This is a genomic window from Pseudomonas sp. E1MeOHC2 (genome assembly GCF_058745025.1).
In genome coordinates this window covers 5767265-5783001 of record NZ_CP196675.1, presented here as the reverse complement: position 1 = coordinate 5783001, position 15737 = coordinate 5767265, and the positions used below count along the sequence as shown (strand labels likewise).

Here is a 15737-nt window from a genome sequence, read left to right as displayed (position 1 = left end):
CATCGATTTCAAGTCTCAGCCCAGCGGCCCAAGGGGGTGCATTTCTGAAGACTGCCAAGTAACGGCAATGCCTGTCGTGCTTCATCCCTTGGGCTAGTTTGCTGAAAACAGAGCAGAGCGCGACTGGACTCAGTCCGTCGTCTGCTCCGCTGTGGTATCAGCGGCAGCGGCCGGGGCATCTGCTTTTGACTTCGCACGATTGCGTCGGCCCTGGCTGCGTTGCCGCGAAGCTTGTTGCTTGGCGTGCAGCGCCTGAGCGGCGGTTACAGTGCCAGATGCTTGACCACTCAAGTCCAAGCGCGGCGCACCCTCCACCATGCTTGCCCAGTAGCGGGTTCCCCGACACCAGGTAGAGATGCCCAGCTTAAGCTGTTCGGGGGTCAAGCCGAGCAGCTCCAGGTGTTGCTCGGCATCCTTGAAGATACCCTCCTTTAGCGGCACCTTGGGGGCCGGATTGACAGGGAAGGCCAATGGAAAATGCTTCTGCAACGGCCAGATCGCTGCCACCGCCGGGTCCAGGTCGCGAGGCTTCGCCTGCGGGGGAGATTTGCGCTTGGGGTGTTTCGCGCTATCGGCCTTTACCTGCTCTTTTTCTGCCCTGAGGCGGTCACGTAGCTCAGCTAGTTGTTCAAAACCCATCGTTTAATTCACTGCTTCGAAGTTGATTGCGTGGCGTAAGGATATGCCATTCAGCGCTTGAGAGCAGCTGAAACAGGATGAATCGCCACTGTTTTCGTGAGCGCGAGAATGAGTTGATCTCATCAACGGGTAGGGGAGAGTGGCGTTGACGGCGTACGCGCTGGCGTCTGCGCCTGAATGAAGAAGGAGGATGAATGAGGTAAACGCTACCCTTCAGGTGTAAACCACTATTACTATCGAATCACGCCTTCCATGATCGGCAGGCGTATTGGCGCCACCGATGTGTGCTGACACCCCGCTCGGGCTGCGAGGGGTGCTGATGGCAGTTGCTATGGACGGCGCCGAGTCAAAAGCCCTCTTGTCGAAAAGTTGATTTCATGCACGAAAAAAACGCCGTACTGATTCTTGAAGCCCCTTGGAACATCTATGAAGGGGATATCAACCGCAGCTCGGTCGAGCCCTTTTTTCAAGGTCTGGCCAAACAATCCAATGATGTCGAAATTCTGCACTCACGCTTCTACGATGTGAGCAGCTTCAGGTTGGCATTCGCTGCGCTGAGCAAGCATAAGTACAAAAATGCCATCGTCTATGTCGCTGGCCATGGCGACGGCCAGCGCGTGGGAGGCGCCAAGATCATCGACATCATGGTCGAGTGCAGCCTAAAGTCAGTGGCAGCCAATATCACCGGGGTGGTTTTGGGCTCGTGCTTCTCCGCTGGCACCGCCAAACGCTCGCAGGCTGACACGATCAATTTCATGGTCCAGGAATCGAACATTGCCTGGGTGGCCGCCTACAACTGCGCCGCGTACTGGCATGAAAGCACCATCATCGACCTGTCCATCATCCGCCAGATGATTCGCGCCAAAGAGTCGGATTTCCAGGATCGCAGTGACATCAGCGAGCAACTGGCGATGGGCATTGAATGTTTCAGCCCTCACTTTGCCGTGGGCAGCAATGGTAAGCCTGGTAATGAGCGGGAGTTAATCAGCCTCAAGCAAGGCATCTCATTCTTCTCTCAACCGCGGGGCCAGGGTAACCGCTCACGCTGTGTCACCTCCGAAGTCTGGAGCATGTGGGAAGGTCTGCAGTTGGAGCATGTAGATGAGCTCGAAAGAGGCTGACTGATGGTAGGTCGACGCGGCCTTCTAGCCGCGCTTGGCCAATTCTGTTTCGAGCATCTGAAGAAACACCTTAACCCGCGCGGGAACATATCGGCGCGATGGGGTGACGGCCCATACCGAGAGCTGTTCCATACCCGCATCCGACAACGCAATTTCGATCAACGAACCGTCTCTGAGCTGAGGCAGGACATCCCAGTAAGCCAACATCGCTATGCCAAGGCCTTGGAGGGCTGCGTCTCGCACCGCACCGACACTACTGGTACTCACTCGGCCTTCCATGCGCCGTCGAACGATGTCTGCGTTTACCACGAACGGCCATTTCGGAACAGCTTGCAGGACGATGCACTGGTGCTGCTGTAGTTCCAGCAGTGTGGAAGGTTTGCCGTGCTTATCCAGGTACTTCGGTGCGGCGCACAACACGCGAGGATTGGGGGCGACCCGCCTGGCAACCAACTCGGAATCGGGCAGCGGCGCGATCCGCAGCGCCAAGTCAAAACCGCGTCCGACGATATCAACCACCGAGTCTGAAACATCCAGCTCAACGCGCAGCCCAGGATACTGCTGGAGCAATCGCTCAAGTATCGCTAGAACAATGGACTGGCCGAAGACGCTGGGCGCCGTCAGCCGCAATACTCCGGTGACCTGGCTCGAAGCAGGCTTTAGGTGTGCAAGCGCACTTTCCTCGGCCTCTATCATCGTGTGGGCGTATGGAAGAAAAGCTTCGCCTTCTGCGGTGAGCGAGACCGACCGCGTAGTGCGGTGAAACAACCGAACCCCTAGCTCTTCCTCCAGCGCAGCTACTCGCCGGGAAACCTGCATCGGTGCCACGTCCAGCTGCCGGGAAGCCGCTGACAGACTACCTGCTGCGACCACCGAAAGAAACACTCGAACGTCCGCTACCAACATCATTACATCCTATTTTGTTATGCCGGTTTCACAGTTGAACGGCTTGGTCAGGGTACAGCCGCACCGTAGCATTCGCAATTATAGGTAAGTAAGTACCAATCTTGAGAATGACGAGGTCTACCATGTCCGATTCGAACCCCGCTATTTTAACGCCTTACGATATTAATCGGCTTGAACTACCCAATCGCTTGGCAGTCGCTCCGATGACGCGTGTGAGTGCCACCCCGTCAGGCCTGGCTACCGATGCAATGGCTCGATACTACGAGCGCTTCGCCCAAGGCGGGTTCGGTTTGATCATCACTGAGGGTATTTACACCGACCAGCAATTTTCCCAAGGCTACCCCTTCCAGCCGGGCATTACCGACTATGAACAGGCTCTCGCCTGGCGTGCGGTGACGGATCGAATTCATGCTCATCAAGGCGCCGTCTTTGCTCAGGTCATGCATGCAGGTGCCCTGAGTCAAGGTAACCGCTTTAGCGGCCAAACCGCTGCTCCCTCTGCGGTTCGGCCCAAAGGGGAGCAAATGGGTTTTTACTATGGAGAAGGCCTGTACCCTGTTCCTAAGGCGATGACTGATGAAGACATCGCTGACGCCATCGCAGGGTTCGCCCAGGCGGCAATACGATCAGTCGCCGAGGCGGGTTTCGATGGCATTGAAATCCATGGCGCAAACGGCTACCTGCTTGACCAGTTTCTTACGGATTACGCCAATAATCGTCATGATCGTTGGGGGGGTAGTACGCAGCAGCGGATGAGGATGATCCTTGAAGTCGTCAAAGCGGTCAGGCAAGCGGTGCAGAATTTCCCGGTTGGGATACGAATCTCTCAAGGCAAGGTCAACGACTTCGTGCACAAATGGGAAGGCGGCGAGCAGGATGCCGAGATTATCTTTGGTCTGCTGGAAGACGCTGGCGTCGACTTTATCCACGTGACCGAGTTCGAGGCCTGGAAACCGGCATTTGCTACCAGCAGTGCCAGCTTGGTCGCATTGGCGCGTCGATACGCGCCTAGAACGGCGCTTATCGCAAATGGCGGTCTGCACGAGATGGCGCATGCTGAGTCGATGCTCGCTGCGGGCGCCGACATCATCGCCGTGGGGAAAGCAGCACTGGCAAATCCCGACTTCCCGAGCCTGCTGTGTGCCGGCAAACCTGTCGCTCCATTCGACGCCTCAATCCTTGCACCTATCGCCAATATCAAAGAGCAGGAGCTGGCGCTTTGAGCAACCAGCCTGGTGTGCTTCGGCGCAGATCTCCGATCATCGCGTTTTTGCAATCACCCCCGTCATGTATTGATTGAGGTCGCGAAAATCCTTAACGCTCCAGGCGTGCGGCGGTATCTTCACGCCGTTCTCCTGCAAGGTCTTTGGGATCAAGTTTCCATTTGGGCGCAGTATCACCGACGCTACAATAACGCCTGGATAATCGCTCAGCCGTTTCTTGAAAGCAGCCGTTGTAAGGTCAGGTGTTGGTGGGTTGCTTTTATTGGCCAGCGCCCCGGTCCCCTTGATATCGGCGCCGTGGCACACGGCACACCGCTGTATGTAGAGATTTTTGCCATTGGCAGTCTCTGCGAGCGCGTGGGGTGTTTGTGCGAGTGAGAAAACCCCTAGTAAAACGAAGAGCGATCTTCTAAATTTAAGTTGGCATTGTTGCTGAAACAGGTTATCCAACATCCCGGTGGGTTCCGACATTCTTTCTTCCTTGGGTGTCAGCGCAGGGCAGGGCAGCCTACTTGCCGCTGTGGCCCCGGGGATGTTATCAGCTCCTGCCAGACTCGTTTTCCCTGCGCGCGCCGCGTAGCGGCTTCGAATACACCGCGTCGCTAAATCAACTCTTTATGTCCCTTTCGCGAAAGTTACGAAATACATGAACTAAGTATTTGTCCTCAGCGATTCTTCTCGCTGCACGGCATCACCAGAATAGCCGCCCTCAATTTGAACCGTCAGCCTGACGCGATGACCACAAAGTTGGCCACGGCGGCTGTCGGCCTTGCATGCGCCCGTTGCTTAGGGCTGATGTAACCCATACCGAATGCTAGGAAAGGAAAGTGTCATGGGAATGACCAGGCGTAAATTTTTGATCGGCGGTGGCGTCGTGGCGGCTGCAGCGGGTGCGGGGATCCTGACCCCTATGCTGACGCGCGAGGGTCGCTTGATCCCCGGCAAACCACGGTTTGGCTTTGTAGAAGGCACCGAGGGAACGTTGCCCAAGCAAGCAGACGTGGTCGTCGTCGGCGCTGGCATTCTCGGTCTCATGACCGCGATCAACCTTGTCGAGCGTGGCCTGTCGGTCGTCGTCGTTGAAAAAGGTGAGATTGCCGGCGAGCAGTCCTGCCGGTTCTATGGCCAGGTCATGACCTACAAGATGCCGGATGCGACCTTCCAGTTGCACCACCTTGGCAAGCAACGCTGGCGCGAGATGAATGCCAAGGTCGGTGCTGACACCAGCTACCGCACTCAAGGCCGTGTCGAAGTGCCTTTCGACGAAGAAGACCTGGAAGGCGTCAGAAAGTGGATCGACCTCAAAACCCGTGAGGTTGGCTCGGACATCCCCTTCAAGACCCGCATGATTCAAGGCACTGAACTTGAGCAGCGCCTGCGCGGCGCCTCGTCCAGCTGGAAGATCGCAGGCTTCGAGGAAGACTCGGGCAGCCTGGACGCCGAGCGTGCCTCGTACGTCATGGCCGACTACGCCAAGAAAATGGGCGTGCGCATCTACACCCACTGCGCCGCGAGGGGGCTGGAAACCCAAGCAGGTGTCATCTCCGACGTGGTGACAGAGAAGGGCGCCATCAAGACTTCTCGCGTCGTCGTGGCCGGTGGTGCCTGGTCCAGGCTGTTCATGCAGAACCTGGGGGTCGATGTGCCGACCTTGCCGGCCTACCAGTCCCAGCAGATCATCAGCGCTGCACCTCGTGCACCTGGCGGTAACGTGGCGTTGCCTGGGAACATCTACTTCCGCGAGCAGGCTGACGGCACCTACGCCACCTCGCCGCGCGTTGTGGTTGCGCCGGTGGTCAAAGAGTCGTTCATGTATGGCTACAAATACCTGCCACTGCTGGCCATCCCTGACTTCCCGGTTCACGTCGCGCTCAACAAGCAGTTGATCGATTCGTTCCTTCAGCCAACCAGCTGGAAACTGGATGAAGTGTCGCCGTTCGAGAAAAACAGGCTGATGACGGCGGCCCCTGATCTTCCAGAGCTCAATGCATCGCTGGCAAAACTCAAGGTCGAGTTCCCAGCCTTCAGCGAGTCGAAACTGATCGATCAGTGGAGCGGCGCCATGGCGATCGCCCCGGACGAGAACCCGATCATTTCGACGGTCAAAGAGTATTCTGGCCTGGTCATCAATACCGCGACCGGTTGGGGCATGACAGAAAGCCCGGTGTCTTCCGAGTTGACGGCCGACCTGCTGCTGGGCAAAGCCCCGGTGCTGGACCCAACACCGTTTAGCCTGTATCGATTCTAAACCCCGTTACGACAATGGAATGACCGTGCACGCCTCGTCGAGGCGTGCACATCACCCGTGGTAATCAATTAGGAGAAACACATGAAGGTCGCTTTCAAGACCGTTGCTGCATTGGCCCTGACAATTGCTGGTGCCGGGAGCGTTCATGCACAGGATGTTGTGCGCCATAGCGCAGGCAGTTTCCCCATTTCGGCAGCTGTGGAAGTTCCTGCAGGCAAGACCGTCGTTTATCTGAGCGGCTCTGTTCCGTCGGCTATCCACCCTGAGGCAGCCAAGGATTCGCTGGAATCCTACGGTGATACCAAAGCACAAACCATCAATGTGCTCGAGAACATCCAGAAGCAGCTCAAAGACCTCGGTCTGGGCCTGAAGGATGTGGTGAAGATGCAGGTGTTCCTGGTAGGCGGCCCGGAGAACGGCGGCAAGATGGACTTCGACGGCTTCATGGCCGGCTACACCCAGTTCTTCGGCCCAGACGCCAAGCAGCCAGTTCTGCCTGCACGTTCCGCGTTCCAGATCGCAGGCTTGGCTCACCCAGCCTGGCGCGTAGAGATCGAAGTCACCGCAGTTCGTCCCTGAGAGGGATGCCTGCTGAAAGCAGGCGCGGCCTAGCCACGCCTGCCTGCGTACCTTGCCTCAGCGGGGGTTGACCACCGCGGCCGAGGTACGTAGCACCAGCAGGGCGCCCAAGGCGATGACCAGCGACAACAGGTACAGCGCCAGGCTGGCGCTTTGCGTGTTATCACGCATCCAGCCGATGAGGTAGGGCGCGACGAACGCCGCAACGCTGCCCAGCGAGCTGATCAGCGCCAGCCCCGGCGCCAGTATCGGCCCGGCCAAGTAGGCCGGTGGCAATTGCCAGAACATCGGCAGCGCGCTGCTGGCGCCCATGCCGGCAATGACCAGCCCGGCCATGACCAGTAGCGGTGACTGCGGCTGCAGGCCGGTCAGGGTCAAGCCCAGCGCGCACATCAGAATCGGCACGCACAGGTGCCAGCGCCGCTCCTTGCGGTGGTCGGACGAGCGCCCCACGGCAATCATGAACACGCACCCCGCCAGATAAGGCAAAGCACTGAGCAGGCCGACCTGGCTATCGTGGGCAATCCCCGAGCCGTGGATCAGCGCCGGCATCCAGAACGCCAGGGTGTTGACCGCCAGCATGACCGCGAAATAGATCGCCACCAGCAGCCAGACCTGGCCATTGGTGAAGATGCCGCGCCAGGAACTGATCTGTTTGCGCGCTTCTTCGCCGGCCAGCGTTTGCCGCAGGGCGTGCTTCTGCTCGTCGCTGAGCCAGCGCGCGTCTTCGATCCGGTCGTCCAGCCGTGCCAGTATCACCATCCCCAGGGCCACGACCGGCAGGCCTTCGATCAGGAACATCCACTGCCAGCCGCGCAGCCCGGCGGTGCCTTGCATGTGTTCGAGGATCCAGCCCGACACCGGGCCGCCGACCACGCCAGCCATGGGTACGGCCAGGGTGAACAGGGCGGTGATCGACGCCCTGCGCCCGGCTGGGAACCAGCGGTAGAGGTAGACCAGAATCCCTGGGAAGAAACCAGCTTCGGCCACGCCCAGGCCGAACCGCAGGGCGTAGAACCCATGCGCGCTGTCAATCAGCAGCATGGCGCTGGAGAGCAACCCCCAGGTCACCATCATCAGGGCGATCCAGCGCCGTGGGCCGAGTTTGTCGAGCACCAGGTTGGCCGGTACACCGAACATCGCGTAGGCCACGAAGAACAGCCCGGCACCCAGGCCATACACGGTGTCGGAGAATTGCAGGTCGTTGCTCATCTGCAGCTTGGCGAAGCCGATGTTGATGCGGTCCAGGTGGGCGAATACGTAGCTGACCAGCAGCAGCGGCATGATTCGCCAGCTGACCTGGCGGTGGGTACTGGCAATGCTCTGCGCGTGGTGCAGAGACGCGAGGGTCTGGCTCATGAAATGACCTCGAAGGGCAGGTGTAAGGGGGTTCACCAGAGTTTCAGGGTGTAGCTGACGATCAGCCGGTTCTCGTCCATGTCGCTGGCGTAGCTGGAGCGGTAGGCCGCGTTGCGCCAACGCACGCCCAAGCCCTGGAAGTAGCCGGCCTGGATGACGTAGGCGAGGTCGGTGTCGCGCTCCCACTCACGGCCGTCGGCAGCGCTGGTGCGGATCTCGTCGCCGCGCACATAGCGGGTCATGAAGGTCAGCCCGGGTAGCCCGAGGGCGGCGAAGTTGTAGTCATAGCGAGCCTGCCAGGACACCTCGCCGGCGTTGGTGAAGGTGCCGATCGTGACCAGGTTGGCGGTGTAGGGCGGGGTGTAGCCGTTCAGGGTGGGGAAGGCGTCGTTGCCGTACATGCGCTGGTAGCCCACGCCGAACTTGTGCGCGCCCACGCTGAGGGTGCTCATCATGTTGAAATTGCGGTTGTCGACGCTGCCGGCCTTGGCGGTGCCGGCGCTGTTGCTGTCGAAGTAACGCAGGTCGCTGAGCAGCGACATCCCCGACGCCAATGGCAGCGTGTGCACCAGGCCGTAGAAGTCTTGCCGGTAGACGTCGTGCAGTTCGCCGCGAAAGACGCTGGCGATCAAGCCGTGGCCGACGTCGTAGCTGGCCCCCAGTACGTCGAAGGCGCCGCTGTCGAAATCGGCGCTGCGCCCGGCCAGGTACATGCGGTCGCTGCCCGACGACTCACGGGTGCGTGAGCGCCAGAGTTGCCCGGCGGTCAAGGTCAGCCGTTCGATGTCCTGCGACTGCAGCAGCGCGCCGTCGAACGTCTGTGGCATCAGGCGCATGTCATCACGAAAGACCACGGGCAGGGTTGGGGTCAGGATGCCGACATCGAGGCGGGTCTTTGACACCCGCAGCTTGCCGGTGACCCCCATGTGGCTGAAGTTGTCCACCGGCCTGCCTGATTGCGAGCCGAAAGGCAGCGTGCCGTCGCCGCTGCGGCCACGTCCCGAGTCGAGCTTGACCCCCAGCAGGCCGAGATAGTCCACGCCGAACCCGACAGGCCCTTCGGTGAAGCCCGATTGCATGCGCAGCATGAAGGCTTGCGACCAGTTGCCGACTTGCGAGGCCTTGGCACCGCTCTGGCGAAAATCGCGGTTCTGGTAGAAATTGCGCAGCTCCAGGCTGCCCTGGCTGTCGCCAACGAAGTCGGCGCGGGCTGGCAGTGGCAAGGCCAATGCTGCCAGCAGCGCCAGGCGCAGGCAGGTGATACCCCGTTCAGGCTTGAACATGTGATGTCCCTTTTATTGTTGTTATGGACGGCTGCCGGCGCTGGCTTCAGCCGACCTTGCGGCTGGCGTGCAGGCGTTCGGCATCGGCACGTTTCTTCAGGTAGATGCGGGTGGCGACGGCAGGCGCGTCACTGGCTACGGAGATTTCGTAGTGGTGGTCGTCGCGGTCGTCGAGCGCGGCTTCCAGTGCCCCTAGGCCCTCGACGTCTTCGTTGAAGGCGGCGAACAGCTGCTCGTGCATGTACTCGCCCAGGGCTTCATCGTGCTGGGCGAAGTCGCGGCCATGGACGATGAAGTAGTGCAGGCTGTTGGCGGTTTCCGGGGTCAGGATGTGCGCGGTACGAATGTGAAACTGCTGGCGTTGTTCCACCGGTTGCGCACTGTCGTAGAAGGCCACGCTGACCCGGTGCAGGGCCGGGGAGAGAAACTCCGAGGTGGCAATGCGTGCTGCACTGGCGCAGCCTTCCAGGCCTGTGGTCTTGCCCCAGACCGGCGACAGGGTGGTGGGTACCACTTCGCGGATCAGGGTGTAGTGGCCTTCCTTGAGGTCCAGTTTGTACGGTGCGCTGGCGTAGTCCGGGGTGCCGATGGTGTTGGCGTGGAGGAAGCTCAGGTGGGTCAGGTCCATGAGGTTTTCATGCAGGCTGACGTAGTTGCCCGGGTGATGGAAGTACCCGGAGGTACAGGCCCAGGCCGGGTCGTCGATCCACGCCTGATGGGGGATCTGCGCCGCATCGGCAAGGGCTTCCTCGCCCAGCCAGATCCACAGCAACGGCCCCTGGCGCACCAGGGGATAGCGGCGTACGCCAATGCCACGCGGGCAGTTTTTCTGGGAGGGCACCTCGGTCAGGTCGCCGGAGGCGTCGTAGCGGAAGCCGTGGTAGCCGCAGACGATGGTGTCGCCTTGCAGATGGCTGCGCGAAAGGGGGAAGGAGCGGTGCGCGCAGCGGTCTTCCAGGGCGACCGGTTCGCCGGCTTGCGTGCGGTACATCACCACGCGCCGGTCGAGCAGGCGCCGGGCCAACAGGTGCCGGCCGACTTCATCGTCAAAGGCGGCGACGTACCACTCGTTGTAGATGAACGGGGTTTCGCGGTTGGCCATCGGTTCGCTGGCCTTGCGGGCATGGGCGATGAGGTTGCTGGTTGGCAGTGACATGTTTGGAGGCTCCTTCAAGCAGGGTGAGGCGGTTCAGAGGTCCAGCACCAGGGTGTCGCCGAGGGCGCGCGAGACACAGATCATCAGGCTGCGGCCTTCGGCCTTGTTGGCGTCCGAGAGGATCAGGTCGCGGTGGTCCGGTACGCCTGCGCAAATGCGGGTTTCGCAACTGCCGCAAATGCCCGCCCGGCACGAAAACGGCAGCTCGATGCCGTGGGCCTCAAGGGCTTCGAGGATGCTTTGCTCGGGCGCGACCCAGAGGCTGCGGTCGCTACGGTTCAGGTGCACGGTGAAGCCGCTGTCGCCCTCGGTGCTGGTCGGCGCGGCGCTGAAGCGCTCGATGTGCAGGCGTTCAGCGCGTGGCCCGGCAGCGGCTTGCAGGGCGTCGAGCATCGGCGCCGGCCCGCAGGCGTACAGGTGCTCGTCGTCGTGCAGGGTGTCGAGCAGCCCAGCGGTGTCCAGATGGCCGCCCGCTTCGTCGTTGAAGTGCAGGTGCACCCGGGCAGGGTCGAGTTCGCGCAGGGTTTCGTAGAACGCGGCGCGCTGGCGATTGCGCGCGCTGTACACCAACCGCCAGTCTTTGTCGTGCGCCTGGCACCAGCGCAGCATCGCCAGTATCGGCGTAATGCCGATGCCGCCCGCCACCAGGCAGTAACGCTGCAGGCTTTCGTCCAGCGCGAAGTGGTTGCGCGGAAGGCTGCAGGCGAGGGTGTCGCCCAGGCGCAGTTGCTGGTGCAAAAAGCGCGACCCGCCACGGCTGTCTGGCGCCAGGCCCACGCCGATCAGGTAGCGGTCGCGTTCATGCGGGGCGTTGAGCAGTGAGTAATGGCGTGGCAGGTCGCCGGCGACGAGGATTTCCAGGTGCGCACCCGCGCTGAAGGGGGGGAGTGCCCGGCCATCGGCGGCACGCAGTTCGATCAGTACGACGCCCTTGGCTTCGGCGGCGTAGCGCGTGACGCGCAGGGCGAGGGGGTGGAGGTCCATGGGTGTTTCCGGTCATTGTCGTTGTCGGGCCAGCTTACGGGCGCGTGCCTGGCAGGGCTGTCACCCGTGAGGTGGACAAGGGCAATGATTGGCGGCAGACTGATAGTTAATAGGTTAACTATTTATCGGGCGTTGCTTACCCGATCCAAAAACAATAAATAGCCGAGTGCCGCCATGATTCGTCTCAGCACCCCACAGGCATCGACCTTGCCCGCGCAAATCCGCCCGTTCAGCGACTTGACCTGCACGTTGGGCACGCCCGGTTTTCCCGGCGCGTTGCTGGATTGCCTGGGCCAATGGGCGGCGTGTGAGCACTTCTCTGTGTTGCGCATGGATGGCGCCCGGCCGCAGCTACTGGCGGCCGGCACGCGCCACGCGGATGCTAACTTGGTGCTGCGCTGCGGCCAGGCGTATATCGAGCACTACCATCGCTATGACCCCCTGTTCGAACCCTTGAAGGAAGCGCCTGGGCAAGTCGGCCACTTGCTGGCCCAGGACATCCGTCATGGCCCTTACCGCGAGGCGATCTACCAGCGCAACGGCATGATCGAGCGCTTGTCCAGCGTGTACCTGGACGAGCAGGCACGCCCGGTGCAGTTCAACCTGTATCGGCATCACGACCAGGGTTTTTTCAACGACCATGAACTGCAGATGTGCGAAGCGCTCAGCCCGGCGTTGTTGCAACTCTTGCGTGGGCACCTGGCGTTGAAAGGTTTGAACCCTGTGAAGGATCCTCAGCAGCAGTTGCTTCAGCGCTGCCCCGAGCTCACCACGCAAGAGTTGAACATCTGTGTCCGCCTGCTGCAGGGCATGACCCACGCGGGTATCGCCGCAGACTTGGGCATTAAAGAGAGCACCGTGAAAACCTACCGTAACCGGGCGTTCGACCGGCTTGGCATTCACTTTCGCAGTCAGCTGTTTGCCTTGTTCTCGGGGTAGGGGTAGGGCGCCGGGCTGGCCTGACCAACCAGAATGTCCTCAAAAAACGCCCCGACCGGCTCCGTGGGGTGGCACAGCTGAATCTCCAGCACCCAGACCATCTCGCTCGGCACGATGTCCAGGTCGGCCAGTTTGTCCTGCCCGAACAGGGCATGGGGGAAGTCGGCGATGCGATGCCCGGCCAGGTTGCGCTCCAGCTGCCAGCCTTTGGCGAGGGCGCTGCGTTCGGCGACGTCGTACAGCTCACGGCCTGTCAGCCCCGCGCACCAGGCTTGGCGCGTTTCTTCGAACACCTCGTGCAGGGCCTTGACGCAGGCGTGGTACAGCGGGTGCTCGCCAAACACGAAGGTGTCGCCATAGTCGCCTTCATAGCCATCCCACACCGGGCCAAGGTCGACCACTGCAATATCGCTGGCGCGCAGTTGGCGTTGCGGGTCGATGCCTTGGCGAGGGGTACGTACGGTGTCGTCGCCAAAGCGGATATAGGTCGGGTGCCAGGTGTGCGATGCGCCCATCGCCTGCAGCGTTTGGCTTGCCATCTGCAACGCTTCGGCGGTGGTCATGCCGACCCTTAGTTGGCTGGCGATGGCCGCCAGGGCCCGTACTGACTGCTCGCGGGCGGCGAGCATGCCGTCCAGCGAGTAGCGCGGGCCGACTCTTTCCAGCACCGGGTCCAGCCCTTCGAGCATTGAGGCAGCCGGCAGCGATGCGCCGCTGGCAACGAACGCCTCGGCGACAAATCGATGAGCCTGCGCGCCCGCAGCCAGGCACAGTTCGCGGGCCTGGCTGATCATCGCGCTGTTGCCGCAGGCATAGACCTGGGTATCGGCCCAGCAGTGGGCATGTGTCAGCGCAACCTGCTGCACGCGGGCTTGGGCAGACAGTACTCGGTGCCAGCGAAAGTGTGGATGGGCAAGGCTGGCCTGGTCCAGGAACGCGCCGTCATAAAAGTCGGCTAGCGATGAGCCGCCCCAATACAGCGTGACCGGGGCAGTGCCAGACAGGGCCGTCAGCAATAACGGCTTGATGCCGGCATAGCCGGTGCCGGTGGCGAACAGCACGACCGGGCGTTCACCTTCGTGCTGCCAGGTGCAGGCGCCCACTGGCCCTTCGAGTTGCAGCGCGTCACCTACCTGCAGGGCGGGCAGGACGCAGTCGGTAAACAGCCCGCCGCTGACCTTGCGCATATGAAACACCAAGCGCCCCTGGTCTTGCGCTGGCAGGTTGGCGATGGAGAAACAGCGGCTGTCGCCATTGTCGAGGCAGAACCTGAGGTACTGACCGGCGCGTACCTCGACAGGTTGGGTGGGCTGCAGCACCAGCTCTGTGATATCGACGCTCAGGGCGCGTTGGCTCAGGACATGGGCGGTGATTTCCAGCGTTGGCGTGTCCAGTGACCAGCCGGGGATTTCCAGGCGCATATCGCTGCAGGCATGGCTTTGGCACAGCAGCATCTCGTTGGCGGCCAGTGGGTAGCAAGGGGCGGGCATGTCTTCGCTGCGCTGCTTGTCCCGGTATTGGCCCGACACCACCTTGACCTTGCAAGACCCGCAGGCGCCACGGCGACACGAGAAGGGCACCGACAGGCCGCTGGCGAGCATGGCATCGAGCAGCAAGCCTTCTGCGGCTTCAACGCGCTTGCCCGAGGGCGACAGTTCAATGACATGGCGGTTTTGCATATACACCTCAGGGCTGAATGGGGGCTAGAGAGGCCTGATTGTTGCGTTAGACTAGGACCATAAAAACCTCCAGTTCTGGATAATTCACATGGTCCAGCTTCGCAAATGGCGGCCGCTGCTAAAGCTCGACGGAGCTCAGCCGCAGGCGTCTTACCGAAAAATCGTCGAGGGCCTGGTGACTGCAATCGTCGAGGGCCGCCTGCGCCCCGGCACGTTGCTGCCCGGCACCCGGGAAATGGCGCAACTGCTCGATGTCAATCGCAAGACGGTGATCCTCGCTTACGAAGAGGCGGTCACCAAAGGCTGGCTGGAGAGCGTGCAGCGCCGGGGCACCTTTGTCAGTACCCGGCTCGCGGCGGGCACGCTGCCCGCCCACAGCGCGCTGCCGCCGTTTGCCCTGGCGCTGAACGAGGCGCCTGCAGTTCCCTACTTCACCAACAGCGAGCAGGTGACCGCGCTGCAACATCGGCCGGGCGCGCTGTTTTTCGATAACGGCGCCTGTGACCACCGCCTGCTGCCCCAGGCTGTGCTGCACCGCTATTACCGTAAAGCCTTGCGCAACAGTTTCACCACCAACACCGTGCGCCATGGCTGCGAAAGCAGCAGCCAGTACCTGCGCAGTGCACTGGCCGACATGCTGCGCCACAACCGCAGCCTGAACGTGGGGCCCGAGCATATCTGCCTGACTCAAGGCGTGCAGATGTCGCTGTACCTGACGGCCAGTGCCTTGCTCAAACCGGGTGATGTGGTGCTGGTCGAACGCCTGAGTTACCCGCCGGCGTGGGAGATTTTCCGCCAGCTGGGTGCGCGGCTGGTCACTGTCGAGCTGGATGAGGAAGGTTGCCGGGTCGATCAGATCGACGCGCTGTGCCGGCTGCACGACGTTCGCATGATGTATGTCACGCCTCATCACCAGTTCCCCACCACGGTCAGCCTGCATGCCGCCCGCCGGCAGCAGTTGCTGGAGTTGGCAAGGCTGCATGATTTTTGCGTGATCGAGGAAGACTACGACCATGAGTACCACTTTGCCGGGCGCCCCTATTTGCCCCTGGCCAGCGACCGCTCGCAGCGCCATGTGATCTACATCGGCTCGCTGTCCAAGTCGTTGGGCAGCACCTTCCGTTGCAGCTTTATCGTGGCGCCGCCGAATGTGATCGAGGTGCTTGAGCGCACGGCGGTGCTGACCCTGGGGCAGGGCGATGCGGTGATGCAGCGGATGCTGGCCGACCTGATCAATGACGGCGAGTTGAAAAAGCACCTGCGCCGGGTTTCCACGGAGTACCGTCGGCGTCGGGAGACCCTGTTGAGTTGCCTGCGCGATGCCTTTGGCGAGCAGATAACGGTGCAGGAACCAGAAGGCGGGTTGGCGCTTTGGGTGAAGTTTGCCGATTCGATCGATGTCGACCAGTTGGCGGCCAAGGCGCTGGAACTGGACTTGGTGGTGCGCGGCGGTCGCCAGTTTTCACCGTTTGGCCAGCGCGAGAATGCCTTGCGCCTTGGGTTCGCTTCGCTGGATGTGGATGAAATTCGTTGCGCCACCCAGCGTCTGGCACAGGGGTTCGTGGGCGGCTTTTGTAGAGAAAATCAGATTTAACCCCTTCCTTGCAGGGCATTTCCCAAA

General features: G+C 61.3%; 14 protein-coding genes. 6 read left to right on the top strand and 8 right to left on the bottom strand.

What is annotated here, in order from left to right:
- Positions 1 to 129: 129 nt before the first annotated feature.
- Complete coding sequence (locus tag ACSSU5_RS26280; protein WP_264312903.1) at positions 130 to 639, bottom strand: ProQ/FinO family protein; 510 nt, start codon at positions 637 to 639, stop codon at positions 130 to 132.
- Between the two features lie 377 nt (positions 640 to 1016).
- Between ACSSU5_RS26280 and ACSSU5_RS26275 the strand changes: the two genes are divergently transcribed.
- Complete coding sequence (locus ACSSU5_RS26275; protein WP_264312904.1) at positions 1017 to 1760, top strand: hypothetical protein; 744 nt, start codon at positions 1017 to 1019, stop codon at positions 1758 to 1760.
- A 24-nt stretch (positions 1761 to 1784) separates the two neighbouring features.
- On the opposite strand, the gene ACSSU5_RS26270 is transcribed toward ACSSU5_RS26275, so the two are convergent.
- Positions 1785 to 2666: a LysR family transcriptional regulator gene (locus ACSSU5_RS26270; RefSeq protein ID WP_492560274.1), complete on the bottom strand. Its 882-nt coding sequence runs from the start codon at positions 2664 to 2666 to the stop codon at positions 1785 to 1787.
- A 122-nt stretch (positions 2667 to 2788) separates the two neighbouring features.
- Here ACSSU5_RS26270 and ACSSU5_RS26265 point away from each other — a divergent pair, with 122 nt between their 5' ends.
- The gene (locus ACSSU5_RS26265) at positions 2789 to 3889 is read left to right on the top strand and encodes an oxidoreductase (RefSeq protein ID WP_492560273.1); all 1101 of its coding nucleotides are present in this window, start codon (positions 2789 to 2791) and stop codon (positions 3887 to 3889) included.
- Between the two features lie 36 nt (positions 3890 to 3925).
- Here the strand turns inward: ACSSU5_RS26265 and ACSSU5_RS26260 are convergent, their stop codons facing one another.
- Positions 3926 to 4342: a c-type cytochrome gene (locus ACSSU5_RS26260; RefSeq protein ID WP_492561369.1), complete on the bottom strand. Its 417-nt coding sequence runs from the start codon at positions 4340 to 4342 to the stop codon at positions 3926 to 3928.
- Between the two features lie 379 nt (positions 4343 to 4721).
- On the opposite strand from ACSSU5_RS26260, the gene ACSSU5_RS26255 reads away from it, so the two are divergent.
- Together ACSSU5_RS26255 and ACSSU5_RS26250 are read left to right on the top strand one after the other, a co-directional pair.
- A complete protein-coding gene (locus tag ACSSU5_RS26255) occupies positions 4722 to 6137 on the top strand; it encodes an NAD(P)/FAD-dependent oxidoreductase (RefSeq protein WP_319026040.1) in 1416 nt (471 codons plus the stop codon).
- 81 nt (positions 6138 to 6218) lie between these two features.
- Positions 6219 to 6716 carry a RidA family protein gene (locus ACSSU5_RS26250; RefSeq protein ID WP_264312907.1) on the top strand — a complete coding sequence of 166 codons (498 nt, stop codon included), beginning with the start codon at positions 6219 to 6221 and terminating at the stop codon, positions 6714 to 6716.
- Positions 6717 to 6773: 57 nt separating this feature from the next.
- Here the strand turns inward: ACSSU5_RS26250 and ACSSU5_RS26245 are convergent, their stop codons facing one another.
- Genes ACSSU5_RS26245 through ACSSU5_RS26230 form a run of 4 tightly spaced genes read right to left on the bottom strand, consistent with a single transcriptional unit; the run spans position 6774 to position 11498 of the window.
- Positions 6774 to 8075 carry an MFS transporter gene (locus ACSSU5_RS26245; protein ID WP_492560272.1) on the bottom strand — a complete coding sequence of 434 codons (1302 nt, stop codon included), beginning with the start codon at positions 8073 to 8075 and terminating at the stop codon, positions 6774 to 6776.
- 32 nt (positions 8076 to 8107) lie between these two features.
- On the bottom strand, positions 8108 to 9358 hold the full coding sequence (locus ACSSU5_RS26240; protein ID WP_264312909.1) for an OprD family porin: 1251 nt from the start codon (positions 9356 to 9358) through the stop codon (positions 8108 to 8110).
- A 46-nt stretch (positions 9359 to 9404) separates the two neighbouring features.
- Entirely contained in the window at positions 9405 to 10514 is a 1110-nt protein-coding gene (locus ACSSU5_RS26235; protein WP_264312910.1) for a Rieske 2Fe-2S domain-containing protein, read from the bottom strand.
- A 33-nt stretch (positions 10515 to 10547) separates the two neighbouring features.
- A complete protein-coding gene (locus tag ACSSU5_RS26230) occupies positions 10548 to 11498 on the bottom strand; it encodes a PDR/VanB family oxidoreductase (RefSeq protein ID WP_492560271.1) in 951 nt (316 codons plus the stop codon).
- Between the two features lie 174 nt (positions 11499 to 11672).
- Here ACSSU5_RS26230 and ACSSU5_RS26225 point away from each other — a divergent pair, with 174 nt between their 5' ends.
- Positions 11673 to 12437 carry a helix-turn-helix transcriptional regulator gene (locus ACSSU5_RS26225; protein WP_492560270.1) on the top strand — a complete coding sequence of 255 codons (765 nt, stop codon included), beginning with the start codon at positions 11673 to 11675 and terminating at the stop codon, positions 12435 to 12437.
- On the opposite strand, the gene ACSSU5_RS26220 is transcribed toward ACSSU5_RS26225, so the two are convergent.
- Entirely contained in the window at positions 12410 to 14116 is a 1707-nt protein-coding gene (locus ACSSU5_RS26220) for a M24 family metallopeptidase (protein ID WP_492560269.1), read from the bottom strand. The two genes, ACSSU5_RS26225 and ACSSU5_RS26220, sit on opposite strands and share 28 nt — an antisense overlap.
- Before the next feature lie 88 nt (positions 14117 to 14204).
- Here ACSSU5_RS26220 and pdxR point away from each other — a divergent pair, with 88 nt between their 5' ends.
- Positions 14205 to 15710 (top strand): MocR-like pyridoxine biosynthesis transcription factor PdxR, encoded by a 1506-nt coding sequence (gene pdxR, locus ACSSU5_RS26215; protein ID WP_492560268.1) that lies wholly within the window; start codon positions 14205 to 14207, stop codon positions 15708 to 15710.
- The last annotated feature ends 27 nt before the right edge of the window (positions 15711 to 15737 follow it).